The organism is uncultured Kordia sp. (genome assembly GCF_947489565.1).
Lineage (GTDB): Bacteria > Bacteroidota > Bacteroidia > Flavobacteriales > Flavobacteriaceae > Kordia.
Window position 1 is genome coordinate 136,478 of the sequence record NZ_CANLEA010000006.1, and the last position, 12,677, is coordinate 149,154.

Genomic DNA, 12,677 nt, shown 5'->3' on the forward strand with positions numbered 1-12,677 from the left:
GATTTTATTCTTTGTGCATACGCTACTAGTTATACGTACGAATGTGTGCAAATGTTACAAAAAGGTAAAAAATATTTTAAATAAAGTTTTCTTAAAAATGTAACTTTTTAATAATTAGCAAATTACACGCCTCTTTTGTCGCCATAAATATGTACGTGCAATCGGTCAGTATAGTGAAATTGATATTTTTTGCAGACTTCAATCAACCATTGTTGCTTCTTTTTTAAGGCTTCTGGCTTGGTTCCTTCGGGCATTAAGTACACTTTTTCGTTGGGAATTTTATACTTCTGGCAGATGTCTAACACTTCCGTGAGATCGTTCTCAGCCGAAATTACAAACTTAAAAACAGCCTTTTTGTTCGTAGAAAAGTATTCGTATGCTTCTGACTTTTCGCGCAATTTCTTCGGATTGTTTGAGTTGGCCAATTTCGGCGATACATTATATTGATCAATCAAAGTTTCAAAAGTAGCATCTGGTAAAAGTGTTCCGTTGGTTTCAATCTCAAAAAAATAATCATCCGCTTTTGTATTGAAAAATTCGATTAAAGCAGAAAGCTCTTGCAGTTGCATCATCGGTTCTCCACCAGTTAATACAATATTCTTGCAACCTGTTTTTGCGACTTCTTCATAGATTTCTTCCAGCGTAAGCGAAATAATCATTTCCTCCATTTTATACTTTGTATACGTTGGATCTTCGTCTTTTACATGCGAAAAACGCGTTTTCTCCCAATTCCACGTATAATCAGTATCGCACCAAATACAATGCAAATTGCAAAGCGATGTTCGAATAAACACGCTTGGTTGTCCCATATTTTTTCCTTCTCCTTGGATAGAGTGGAAAATTTCAGGTTTCCCGTCCAGATTTGCAATTTTCAATTTGGTCATACACAATGCTTCAAAAGTAAACCACAAAATTAAAGCATTCCTTTTTGAGAGACAAAACTATATGAAACTGAATGAAAATTGAATTGATATTTGTGAAAATCGCAAAAAATAAATTTTTCATTTGTGCTGATCGGGATTTTGACTGTGATTATTGCAATAGATTTGATATAGTATTAAAACTTAGAACTTATGGAAATACCGATTATACCAGGAAGAGGACTTGTAACAAGCACTGCGACCAACATGCGTTTGGATTTTTTAACGGCAAATGCTATTGAAACGAATGTAATTTCAGAAACTAGATTAGAATACCAAGACATTCGCGGAAATATTGAATCCTATATAGGAAGTACTGAAATTCCGTTGGGAATTGTTGGTCCGTTATTATTTAATGACAACGGAACACAAGAATTGACCTATTGTACCGCAGGAACTTTAGAAGGCGCTTTGATTGCAAGTATGAATAGAGGCGCCAAAGTCATTAGCAAAAGCAATGGTTTTTCAGCAGAAGTCAAATGGCAAAAAATGACACGCTCGCCGATGTTTATTTTTGAGAAAGCGAAAGAAGCAACAATTTTTAAACACTACATAAAAGATACATTTAGCAATATCAAAGCAGCAGCAGAAGCGCATTCCAATCATGGAAAATTAATTGAAATCGATTGTATTCAAGATGCTACAGTTGTACATGCAAAGTTTAGCTATGAAACCGGCGATGCTTCTGGGCAAAATATGACAACAACCTGTACGTGGCACGCCATGCTGTATTTGGTAGAAGCGTTTACAAAAGCAACGGGAATTGTGCCTGTTGATTTTGTGATTGAAGGAAATGGTGCATGCGATAAAAAAGTATCACAATATAATATAGATTCGGGAAGAGGAATTCATGTTGTTGCCGAATGTACAATTCCAGAAGAAATCATTACAAAAGTATTGCGAACTACTTCTGAGAAGTTGATGCGTTGCTTTCATCCGTCTAAAAAATTAGCAGCAAAAGACGGAATGGTAGGTTATAATATTAATGTAGCCAATGCCATTGCGGCCATTTTTGTGGCAACGGGACAAGATTTGGCTTCCATTCACGAATCGAGTGTTGGCATTTTGCATTTGGCACAAAAAAATGGCGGATTGTATATGCAGTTAACCTTGCCAAATTTGGTCATTGGTAGTATTGGTGGCGGAACTTCTTTGCCAAGACAAGCACAAGCTTTGGAAATTATGGATTGCTATGGAAGCGGAAAAGTGAATCGATTTGCAAAGCTCATTGCAGGTTTTGCGTTAGGATTGGAAATTTCAACATATTCGGCAATTGTTAGTGGTGAATTCGCGAAAGCACATGAAAAACTAGGCAGAAACAAACCTGTACAATGGTTGTTGCCTTCGGAAGTGACTTCGAATTTTGTACAATCGAGTTTGAATGGTTTTTTTGAAGACAAGCAAATTCAGAACATACAACCGAAATCGCACGATGTATTGGAGAATGGAATTCTGACCAACATCGCATCAAAGGTTAATAAAAAAATCATTGGTTTTTTGCCGTTTCAAATTGATTATACACAACAAAACGGAAAAGCACAGACCAAAGATGTGCTGATAAAATCAAAACCGCTAGACGATGAGGTAATTAAAGGTTTGCATACCATTGCGGCTTCTATTAATCCTGAGTTGTCGGATGTGTTGAAGAAATCAAAAAGGCATTTAGAATATCACAATTGTCATTTAAAAGAAATCGAAGTGTATTCGTATTTACATAAAAACGGATTTGAAAATATGCCAAAATATTTTGGAAAACATGTCAATCCGAAACGTGAGATTTTCATGCTGATTCAAGAGTTTTTACCTGTTGAGGAGATGAAAATTATGAATTCAGAGAATCATCCTGAATGTTGGAAACCTGGCGATATTATTTCGGTACTGAAAACAATTACGAAGTTTCATCAGTATACCAACGTGACTGATTTTTCACATGTGCCAGAATTTAAACCTTGGAATGCTGCGGCATTGTACAAAAAAATGATGCAGATTTTAATTGCGGAATGTGCTACAGAAAAAGATCAATTCACATTGCAAAAATTATTGAATGAGATTGATGATTTGCAATATCAAGCAAGTAAAATTTCGATAGAAAAAACCATCATTCATAATGATTTCAATCCAAGAAATATTGCCATACGAAAAGATGATGTTCCTGTTATTTACGATTGGGAATTGGCAGTAATCGATTTTCCTCAAAGAGATATTGTAGAGTTTTTAAGTTTTACACTATTGCCAAATTTCAAAAAAGACGAACTCTACTTTTATCTAAAAACACAGTATCAAATGTACGATGGTGTGGGTTGGAATGAATGGTTAAAAGCATGCAGATATTCCTTAAAAGTATACATTATTACAAGACTTTCTTTTTATGAAGTTTCAGGAATTTTGATTGCGTACGATTTTTCAAAACGCGTTTTGCAAACAGCATTGCAAATGCTTACTTATTTAGAAGCTGATGCATAGTTTTTTACACCATATATATATTGTGTTGCTGCCGTTAATCATTTCGAATGTATTGCATATGTTCGTGATTAAAAAAGATATATTTCCGCAGTTAACGCGTCCAATTTCTCAAAAACTGTTTGGTGAAAACAAAACTTGGAGAGGTTTTGTCTTTGTTCCTATTGTGAATGCTGTTTTATTATATTGGATAAATTTCACTTTTGATCTTCAACTGCCGCAAGCTTTCTATATAGGATTCTTGCTTGGCTTTACGTATATGTTGTTTGAGTTGCCAAATTCATGGATGAAACGAAGACTCGGAATTCAGGCTGGACAACAAGCAACTTCTCATCAACTACTATTTGCAATGATTGATAAAATGGATTCCGCTTTTGGCGTGACTTTGCTATATTTTGTAATAGGTTTTATCTCGCTTCCGCATGCGTTATTGCTCTTTGTTATTTGTAGCGCTACGCATATCATGATCAGTCAACTCTTAGTTCAATTCAACATTAAAAAATCATTTTAACATGCAAAAAGAAAATATATACAACGTTCCTAACTTTTTAAGTTTTTACCGATTGCTTACGTTTCCATTAATTTTATGGTTTATCTATACAGGAGAAGAAAGTTTATTTGCTATATTTTTATGTGTGAATTTAATCACGGACATTCTAGACGGATTGATTGCACGAAGTTTCAATCTGCAAACCAAATTTGGCGCACGATTAGATTCACTCGCCGACAACGGAACATTCATTGCAGCTTTTATTGGAGTTTTTACATTTAAAATTGATGATTTTGCAAACTCTATTTGGATGCTTTGGTTGTTTATTGGTTTCTATATCTTAGGTTTGATTGTTTCTTTTATCAAATTCAAACAATATCCAAGTCTACACTTATACACCACAAAAATTGGAGGTTATGTACAAGGAATCTTCATTTTTATACTATTTGCGTGGAGTTACAACGAATATATGTTCTACATCGCAATGATTATTGGATACATTTCACATATAGAAGAAATCACGATTTTGCTCATTTCAAACGAAATGAAAACGGACGCCAAAGGTTTGTATTGGATTTTAAAAGAACAGAAAAAGTTAGTTACTCAATAAAATAGTAATGTCAAATCGAGCGCAGTCGAGATTTCTTAATAACGATCGTGGTTCTATAGTTTCTGGACTGTGCTCGAAGTGACACTGAATTTAAAATTTTTAACAGCAATAGTACATTGTAAACTATTCTTAATTATGACTTTTAATTTTTACAAACAATCAGAAAATGTACGAATGCTTGTCATAGCAACGATTGGCATGATTTTGAGTTTGCTTACCTATGAAATCATATACTATCTCAATCCGTTTTCGCCCAAAGCCACAATTAGTTGGACAATTGCTTTTATTATTGGAACGGCGCGACAACATGCGCTACATAGATACTTTACATTTTTACACAAAGGTTCTTATTTCAAAAGTTTATACCGAGCGTATATTGTAGATATTGGCGGTTTGGTGTTTACCACAGGACTCAATTGGTTTTTGTCCGAATTTTTACAAGTTCACCATCGTTTCGTTTGGGCATGTTGTGTAGCGGCTACGGCATTGATTGGTTTGGTGTTTCTTAAAAAATATATATTCAAACCTGTTGCCAATGCAGTGTAAATTACTCTAACTATTCTTATAAACACATAGCTGATTTCCATTAAAATGGGCAACTTTCTAGAGTTGTGAAAATTTAGTTCAAAAAAGGAGGTAACAAAATGATGAATTCAAAACTTGGTAATATAACAGAAGTTGTTTAAAATTTATTTTTGATAAACTCTTGTTAAATAAAGCTCAAAATTATTTCAAGTTTACGTTGAGTTTCCTACTTTCACGACAAAGAAAAAGTAATGGATTCAAACTTTTTTAATTTCTTATTGATAGCTGGAGCTGTTCAAGGTTTCATCTTTAATGGTTTCACATTATTTTCTAAAAAGAAAGTAGATCATGTGATCATTTTTTTGAATCTCACAGTTTTCTTTTTATCACTTAATAATTTACAAGCATGGTTGATTGCGAAAGATTTTCGTTTTGACTTCTTCTTTTTACGACAATTTTTAGTGCCTTGGTATATGTTTATTATGCCAATGTTTTATATGTTTCTAATTCATTATTTAAAGATTCAGGACAAAGTATCGAGCTATTTAAAACTAGCAGTTGCTTTGTTTGCGATAGAATTGATTGTACGCAGTATTTTTATTTTGAATGCTTCGGAAGCAGATGTTTCTTCGATTAAAATGTATACAACTATTGAAGAAATGGTGAATGCAGCGTTTTCAATTTTTCTTTTTTATAGATGTCTTCGAATTGTATTTAAAGAAAGCAAACTCCTTGATTTTATTGTAGATTATGACGATATAAAATGGTTGAAAATCTTTTTGATTCTAGGTGGATTCGTTATTACATTTTGGGTGTTGGCCATTGTGTTGAATACGTATTTTAAAGATGCACGCGCGTATTATCCGTTGCGTTTGGCGACTTCAGTATTGTTGTATTGGATCGGTTATCAAGGAACATCGCGATATACTTTATTGCATGATCGAATTATGTTGCGTGGAAAATTGGCAGCATTAAAGCCGGAAACAACAGAAAAGATAGCGCAAGAAGCTGAAAATAATTTATCAGAAAAGCATCAACAGGAATTTGAAACCATTGCTAACTATATTATTTCCAAACAACGCTACTTAGATTCAAAATTGAGTTTGGAGCAATTGTCTGATGAACTCGAAATTAGTGCGGGACATTTATCAAAATTGATCAATAATCATAGTGAATATAACTTTTCCGATTATATAAATTCGTTGCGAGTAGCACAGGCAAAAGCATTGCTCAAAGATGACGATTTTGACAATTATACGATTGTTGCTATTGGTTTGGAATGTGGATTTAATTCACGATCTACTTTTTACACAGCTTTCAAAAAGTTTACAGATCTTACACCTTCCGAATATCGAAAAACACATTAAAGGCTTCTGAATCGTTCGTTATGTGGAGATAACTTTTTAAATGTTGTCTTGTGAATCAAAACTCAAAAAACTATTTAATTTTTTAAAAAACACTTCTTTTTTAAAGGGTTTAACAATAACATCATTCATTCCAGAGTTGAAAATTTTTTCCTTATTCTCATCTAGTTTTACTGCAGTTAATGCAATGATAGGAACTGTAGGATTAAATTTTCGAATATGTTCTGTGGCGGTGTAACCATTCATATTTGGCATGTGTATGTCCATTAAAATAACATCAAAATTGTACTCTTGAGCAGCTTTTATAGCATCTACACCAGAACTTACAACAGTTACTTTCGTATTTTTCTTTTTAAGAATGCGTTGGGTTATCATTTGATTGATGGGATTATCATCAACCACTAAAATGTGTTTGGAAGCTAAATCAGATATGTCAGTATCGTTTGATGTTGTAGTAACAGAAAGATTATGAGTTTCTTCTAATACAATATCAAAAAAGAACTTAGAACCTTTGTTTTTATCACTTTCCACATGAATAGTACTTCCCAAAGCTTTTATCAATCGTTGCACAATAGCTAAACCTAAACCTGTACCTTCATAATTACGCTCCAATTGCATTGATTCTTGGTAAAAGTCCTCAAAAATTTTTGATTGAATTTCTTTAGAGATTCCTATGCCGTCATCTGCGATACTAAAATGCAATTTTACTTTGGAATCTTCTTTTTCAACTAAATTAACATCGAGCCAGATATTTCCATTTTGTGTAAATTTTAAAGCATTACTTAACAGGTTTATAATAATCTGTGACAGCTTTAAAGAATCTCCTTTTAAATGCGTAGGAACATTGTTGCTAATATCAATATGAATGGTGTTATTATTTTGTTCTGTTAGATACGAAAGTGAGTTTGTAATACCAGTCACAAGTGTTTTTAAATCAAAATCTACTTTATGAATCTTTACTTTATCTGCGTCAAATTTGTTTATCTGTAGTACATTATTAATGAGCGATAATAAGTATTCTCCAGATGATTTAAGATTTTGTAAGTATTTTTTTTGTTCTGCTTTTGGACTGTCTTCAATGAGAATATCTGTAATTCCAGCAACCGCATATAATGGAGTTCTTAATTCGTGACTAATGGTTGAGAAAAAATTAGTTTTCAAATCAGAAGCGTATTTTAATTCTTTATTTTTCACTACGATTTTTTGATACAGCTTTTTTCTTTTTAAATTATTTCTATAGTGTAAATAAAGTAAAACTGCAGTAATGATGAATAAAACAAAAATGATAATGCTAAACCAACGAGTTTGTACAATTGTTTTTTCTTGTTCAATAATTTGTTGCTGTAATTTGGTTTTACGCTCAATAGATCGGGCATTTTCTTCTGAAGAATCTTCTAAATATTCTACCTTTTTTAAAAGTGATTTGTTGGCCAATACATACTCTTTTTTGGCTTCGTAAATCTGATACTTTAAATCTTCAGCGATGATTAATTGAGAGTATTTACCACTAATATTTGCTAATGAATCTACAGGTTTTATATTTTTTAAAGCATCATCATACTGCTCTTTTTTTATATAAATTGAATTTATGATTTTATAACATTGTATAAGGATTTCTATATTATGATCTGTATTGGGTTGAAAATATTTTAGTGCATCTTTGAGTTGCTTTAGCGCTAAATCATATTCCCCATCTTTAAAATTTAGAGCTCCAATATTATAAGATGGCCAAAAAGCATGGTACGTTGAATTGATTTCTGCAGCAATAGCGATAGATTTTTGGTATTGTTGTTTACACGCTTCAATCTTTTCCTGTAGGTAATATAAAGTTGCCATATTATTATGATGGTACACCATATATGACTTATAATTTGCTTTCTTCAAAAACAAAAAAGATTGTTTGTAATTGAATTCCGCTTTTTCATAATTTTTTAATTGACAAAAAGTACCACCTAAACAATCATAAGCTTCTCCAATAATAGAATCATTTTTTTTAAGTTCTCCCCATTTCAAAGCAAAATTTTGAAGCTCAAGCGCTTTTTCATATTCTCCAGTGTATGTTTTTTTATAAGACTCATCCAAAATCTTTACAATACTATCTTTCGATATTGAAAAATCTTGTAATTGGGTATTTTGAGCCCATAAAATAAAAGGAGCAAATAATAAGAATAGAAAGGGGCTTTTCATTTAGAATCATTTGGAGTTCCAAAATAATGAAAAAATCTGATAACCAAAAGATTAGTGTTTTTTAAAGTTATTTATTTTTTTAAAATACGACATCATTTAGAGGTAATCTGTCAATAGTAATGGTTTTTTAATTTTTTCTAAATATTTAAAAAAGAACCATAATTCATCCTGATTTTTCATCCGAATAAGATTTCGGACATATTGAAAAGCTTCAATTTTTAGATACTTTGAGTTGATCCTATTTATAAATAATATTTTTAATAAACTGCTTTGAGCTTAGTATTTATAGGCTTTTGCATACTTTTCTAATCGAACATTTTAACTCAAAAAAATGCTAAAAAGCATCCGAATTTTTCTGCAAACCATGATTTCGGATATTGAAATTTGGAATGGTACTTACTTTCGTTTCATATCAATTTTAAAACTGTACTATTATGAAGAAGTGTATTGTTATACTACTATTATTACCCTTATTAGGTTTTTCACAAACGAAAGACGAAGGTGTCAAATTTGAATCAATTTCTTTAAATCCTCTGTCTATTTATATAGGCGGATCAGGAGGTCTTTCATTGAGTGGAGATATTGGTTTGTCCTATAAAGAAAACAATTTTCTAGTGTCTGCACAATTTGGAGAAGAATTAAATCTGTTTGGATCTGAAGATGATTCTTTCGCAGAATTAAGTCTGTCTTGGGGAAAAAAATCTGAATTAACCAGTTGGTTGCAATGGGAAGGCTTTGTTGGGTTGTCTTACTTTAATTACAAAAGAAAAAACTTTAATGCTCCAGATGATAGAAGCATAACGGTAGGAGTTCCAATAATGACAAAATTGAAACTTATGATTGGAAATTTTTTTTCTATAGGACCGCAATTGCGTGTCAATTTAAATGCTGTACAATCAGTGATGAGTGGCGGATTATCTTTTCAAGTAGATTTTTAAAAATAGGATGATGAAACATATTCAAAAATATTCAAAAGTAATTTCTGGAATCATAGTATTATTAGTATTGCTTCAAAGCTGTACAATATACAGAAGCGCATCTGCAACCTTAGATGAAGCCGTTGCGAGCAAACGAAAAGTGAAAATACACCTCATATCAGGAACACGTGTAAAATATAAAGAAGTGTTTAAAAAAGATGCGTTGTATTATGGAATATATAAAAGAGATACAATTCAAATTAACCCTAAGAATATTGAACGAATCCGATTAAAAAACAGAACACTCTCTACCATTGGGACTGTTATCATATCTGGAGTGAGTGCACTCGCTATTCTTACAGGTGTCGCGTTATGGGGATTATCTGCGGGAATTTAATGTATATAATCAAACAAAAAAAACGCCTCGAAATTTCGAGGCGTTTTGTATAGTATGAATTGAAAAAATTAATTTTCTTTCTTGTCTTCTCTAGGTTTGCGATTATCACGTCCGCGATTATCTCTTCCTCTATTGTCACGTCCACCACCTTTATTATCTCTTGGTGGTCTTGCAACATATCCTTCTGGTTTTGGTAAGATTGCTTTACGAGAAACTTTATCTTTTCGTGTTTTTGGATCAATTCCAAAATATTTCACGTCTAAAATGTCTCCCATTTTTACGATATCGCTTACGTTATCAGTACGCTCCCAAGCCAATTCAGAAATGTGTAGTAAAACTTCGTTTCCTGGTGCTTCTGTATATTCTACAACAGCTCCAAAATCTAACATTTTTACCACTTTTACTTCGTAAATACTTCCTTTTTCAGGTTTGAAAGTAATTGCTTGAATTTTAGCCAATACAGCATCAATTCCTTCTTGATCTGTTCCTAAGATCTCAACAATTCCTTCTTCTGTTACAGGATCTTCATTAATTACAATCGTAGTATTTGTCTCTTTTTGTAACTCTTGAATTACTTTTCCTCCAGGTCCAATCAATGCTCCAATATAATCTCCAGGAATAGTTCTGGTAATCATTTTTGGTGCATGTGCTTTTACATCTTCGTTTGGAGCTTCAATAGTATCGGTCAATTTACTTAAAATATGTAAACGTCCGTCACGTGCTTGTTTTAAAGCATTTACAAGAATCTCATATGACAATCCTTTTACTTTAATATCCATCTGACAAGCCGTAATTCCGTCAGCAGTTCCTGTTACTTTAAAGTCCATATCTCCTAAATGATCTTCATCACCTAAGATATCAGATAAAACTGCATAGTTTCCAGAATCAGCATCAGAAATTAATCCCATTGCAATACCAGAAACTGGTTTCTTTAATTGTACACCAGCATCCATTATTGCCATAGTTCCAGCACAAACAGTTGCCATAGAAGATGAACCATTAGATTCTAAAACTTCAGAAACGACACGTACTGTATATGGACAATCATCAGGAACCATACCTTTTAAGGCACGTTGCGCTAAGTTACCATGTCCTACTTCACGACGAGATGTTCCACGAATTGGTCGTGCTTCACCTGTTGAAAAAGGAGGGAAGTTATAATGTAAATAGAAACGCTCTTCACCTTCATAAGATGGCATATCTATTTGGTTTGCTTCTCTAGATGTTCCTAAAGTAACCGTAGCTAATGCTTGAGTTTCTCCACGAGTAAAGATAGACGATCCGTGTGTTGATGGTAAATAATCAACCTCACACCAAATTGGTCTGATTTCGTCAGTCTTACGACCATCTAAACGCAATCCTTCATTCAAAGTTAAATCACGAATTGCAGCTTTTTCAGCTTTTGCATAGTATTTAGAAACTAATCCGCCGAAATCTTCTAATTCTTCTTCCGTAAAAGTAGCTTTGATTTCTTCTTTAATTTCTCCAAATGCAGTACTTCTTTCATGTTTAGCAGATCCAGCTTTTGCAATAGCATAGACTTTATCGTATGCCATATCATGAATTTTTTGAGCTAACTCCTCATCAGCTCTTTCAGGATCATACTCACGTACTTCTTTCTTTCCGAATGCTTCTGCCAAACGAAGTTGTGCCGCACATTGTACTTTAATAGCTTCGTGAGCAAACTTGATAGCTTCTGTCATTTCTTCTTCAGAAATCTCATCCATTTCACCTTCAACCATCATCACAGAATCTGCAGAAGCTCCAATCATCATATCGATGTCAGATTCTTCTAATTGTGCTCTAGTTGGGTTGATGATAAATTCTCCATTAATACGTCCAACTCTTGCTTCAGAAATAGCGCATTCAAATGGGAAATCAGATAATTGAATAGCTGCAGACGCTGCTAAACCTGCCATTGCATCAGGCATTACATTTTCGTCATGAGACATTAACTGAATCATCACTTGTGTTTCTGCGTGATAATCTTTTGGGAATAGTGGACGTAATACACGGTCTACCAAACGCATTGTTAATACTTCACCATCACTAGGTCTAGCTTCTCTTTTGAAGAAACCACCTGGATAACGACCAGCCGCTGCAAATTTTTCACGGTAGTCAACTGTTAAAGGTAAAAAGTCAACGTCGCTTTGTTTGTAGTTAGAAACAACCGTACATAATAACATACATTTTCCTGACTGTACGACTACGCTACCATGCGCTTGCTTCGCTAATTTTCCGGTTTCGATAGAAATTTCTCTACCGTCGCCAAGGTCTATGACCTCTTTAAAAACTTTTGGAATCATAAATTTTCTTTAATTCTAATTAAACAAAGGTCGTTGTGTTGTTGTTGTGTGTAGTTGTTGTATTGACCCAATGAAAAACCAGTAATTATAGCTTTTTATAACTTCTTACAAACTGTAAAAAGTGTGTTTATATAATTAAAAAAAGAGGCACGAAGCCTCTTTTCTTTTATTTTCTTAATCCTAATTCTTTTACGATTGCACGATATCTGTTGATTTCTTTCTTCTTTAGGTAGTCAAGTAAACTTCTTCTTTTACCTACTAACTTTACAAGAGAACGCTCAGTATTAAAATCTTTACGATTTTTCTTTAAATGCTCCGTTAAGTGATTAATTCTGTGCGTAAATAATGCAATTTGACCTTCTGGTGAACCGGTGTCTGTTCCAGACTTTCCGTGCTTTGCGAAGATCTCTTCTTTAACTTCTTTAGTTAAGTACATGCCAATATTGTTTTAATAATTTTTATGTATTAATACGACTATCGTATCAAGCCGCAAATATACTA

Annotated in this window: 11 protein-coding genes; 7 read left to right on the forward strand and 4 right to left on the reverse strand. The window is 33.1% G+C overall.

The features are described 5' to 3' along the window. Window positions 1-122: 122 nt before the first annotated feature. Window positions 123-884, reverse strand: a complete 762-nt coding sequence (locus Q0845_RS09800) for a 7-carboxy-7-deazaguanine synthase QueE (RefSeq protein WP_298512282.1) — start codon at window positions 882-884, stop codon at window positions 123-125. A 189-nt stretch (window positions 885-1,073) separates the two neighbouring features. Between Q0845_RS09800 and Q0845_RS09805 the strand changes: the two genes are divergently transcribed. The 5 genes from Q0845_RS09805 (at window position 1,074) to Q0845_RS09825 (ending at window position 6,372) form a co-directional block, all read left to right on the forward strand. After that, window positions 1,074-3,383 carry a phosphotransferase gene (locus Q0845_RS09805; RefSeq protein ID WP_298512285.1) on the forward strand — a complete coding sequence of 770 codons (2,310 nt, stop codon included), beginning with the start codon at window positions 1,074-1,076 and terminating at the stop codon, window positions 3,381-3,383. Window positions 3,384-3,441: 58 nt separating this feature from the next. Next, window positions 3,442-3,891, forward strand: a complete 450-nt coding sequence (locus tag Q0845_RS09810; protein WP_298512287.1) for a CDP-archaeol synthase — start codon at window positions 3,442-3,444, stop codon at window positions 3,889-3,891. A 1-nt stretch (window position 3,892) separates the two neighbouring features. Next, window positions 3,893-4,480 carry a CDP-alcohol phosphatidyltransferase family protein gene (locus tag Q0845_RS09815; RefSeq protein ID WP_298512290.1) on the forward strand — a complete coding sequence of 196 codons (588 nt, stop codon included), beginning with the start codon at window positions 3,893-3,895 and terminating at the stop codon, window positions 4,478-4,480. 135 nt (window positions 4,481-4,615) lie between these two features. After that, window positions 4,616-5,026: a GtrA family protein gene (locus tag Q0845_RS09820; RefSeq protein WP_298512292.1), complete on the forward strand. Its 411-nt coding sequence runs from the start codon at window positions 4,616-4,618 to the stop codon at window positions 5,024-5,026. Window positions 5,027-5,256: 230 nt separating this feature from the next. After that, the gene (locus tag Q0845_RS09825; RefSeq protein ID WP_298512295.1) at window positions 5,257-6,372 is read left to right on the forward strand and encodes a helix-turn-helix transcriptional regulator; all 1,116 of its coding nucleotides are present in this window, start codon (window positions 5,257-5,259) and stop codon (window positions 6,370-6,372) included. A 36-nt stretch (window positions 6,373-6,408) separates the two neighbouring features. Here Q0845_RS09825 and Q0845_RS09830 read toward each other — a convergent pair whose 3' ends face one another. After that, entirely contained in the window at window positions 6,409-8,556 is a 2,148-nt protein-coding gene (locus tag Q0845_RS09830) for a response regulator (protein WP_298512297.1), read from the reverse strand. A 434-nt stretch (window positions 8,557-8,990) separates the two neighbouring features. On the opposite strand from Q0845_RS09830, the gene Q0845_RS09835 reads away from it, so the two are divergent. Together Q0845_RS09835 and Q0845_RS09840 are read left to right on the forward strand one after the other, a co-directional pair. Then, complete coding sequence (locus tag Q0845_RS09835) at window positions 8,991-9,494, forward strand: hypothetical protein (RefSeq protein ID WP_298512300.1); 504 nt, start codon at window positions 8,991-8,993, stop codon at window positions 9,492-9,494. A gap of 7 nt (window positions 9,495-9,501) precedes the next feature. Beyond that, window positions 9,502-9,870 (forward strand): hypothetical protein, encoded by a 369-nt coding sequence (locus Q0845_RS09840; RefSeq protein ID WP_298512302.1) that lies wholly within the window; start codon window positions 9,502-9,504, stop codon window positions 9,868-9,870. Between the two features lie 68 nt (window positions 9,871-9,938). On the opposite strand, the gene Q0845_RS09845 is transcribed toward Q0845_RS09840, so the two are convergent. Further along, entirely contained in the window at window positions 9,939-12,176 is a 2,238-nt protein-coding gene (locus Q0845_RS09845) for a polyribonucleotide nucleotidyltransferase (RefSeq protein WP_298512305.1), read from the reverse strand. 166 nt (window positions 12,177-12,342) lie between these two features. Further along, window positions 12,343-12,612 (reverse strand): 30S ribosomal protein S15, encoded by a 270-nt coding sequence (gene rpsO, locus Q0845_RS09850; protein ID WP_298512307.1) that lies wholly within the window; start codon window positions 12,610-12,612, stop codon window positions 12,343-12,345. Window positions 12,613-12,677: the final 65 nt, after the last annotated feature.

What these genes read in the sequence shown, in the direction of transcription:
- Q0845_RS09800 (WP_298512282.1), bottom strand. Translation starts at nt 884, where the DNA reads ATGACCAAATTGAAAATTGCAAATCTGGACGGGAAACCTGAAATTTTC.
- Q0845_RS09805 (WP_298512285.1), top strand. Translation starts at nt 1,074, where the DNA reads ATGGAAATACCGATTATACCAGGAAGAGGACTTGTAACAAGCACTGCG.
- Q0845_RS09810 (WP_298512287.1), top strand. Translation starts at nt 3,442, where the DNA reads ATGTTCGTGATTAAAAAAGATATATTTCCGCAGTTAACGCGTCCAATT.
- Q0845_RS09815 (WP_298512290.1), top strand. Translation starts at nt 3,893, where the DNA reads ATGCAAAAAGAAAATATATACAACGTTCCTAACTTTTTAAGTTTTTAC.
- Q0845_RS09820 (WP_298512292.1), top strand. Translation starts at nt 4,616, where the DNA reads ATGACTTTTAATTTTTACAAACAATCAGAAAATGTACGAATGCTTGTC.
- Q0845_RS09825 (WP_298512295.1), top strand. Translation starts at nt 5,257, where the DNA reads ATGGATTCAAACTTTTTTAATTTCTTATTGATAGCTGGAGCTGTTCAA.
- Q0845_RS09830 (WP_298512297.1), bottom strand. Translation starts at nt 8,556, where the DNA reads ATGAAAAGCCCCTTTCTATTCTTATTATTTGCTCCTTTTATTTTATGG.
- Q0845_RS09835 (WP_298512300.1), top strand. Translation starts at nt 8,991, where the DNA reads ATGAAGAAGTGTATTGTTATACTACTATTATTACCCTTATTAGGTTTT.
- Q0845_RS09840 (WP_298512302.1), top strand. Translation starts at nt 9,502, where the DNA reads ATGATGAAACATATTCAAAAATATTCAAAAGTAATTTCTGGAATCATA.
- Q0845_RS09845 (WP_298512305.1), bottom strand. Translation starts at nt 12,176, where the DNA reads ATGATTCCAAAAGTTTTTAAAGAGGTCATAGACCTTGGCGACGGTAGA.
- rpsO (WP_298512307.1), bottom strand. Translation starts at nt 12,612, where the DNA reads ATGTACTTAACTAAAGAAGTTAAAGAAGAGATCTTCGCAAAGCACGGA.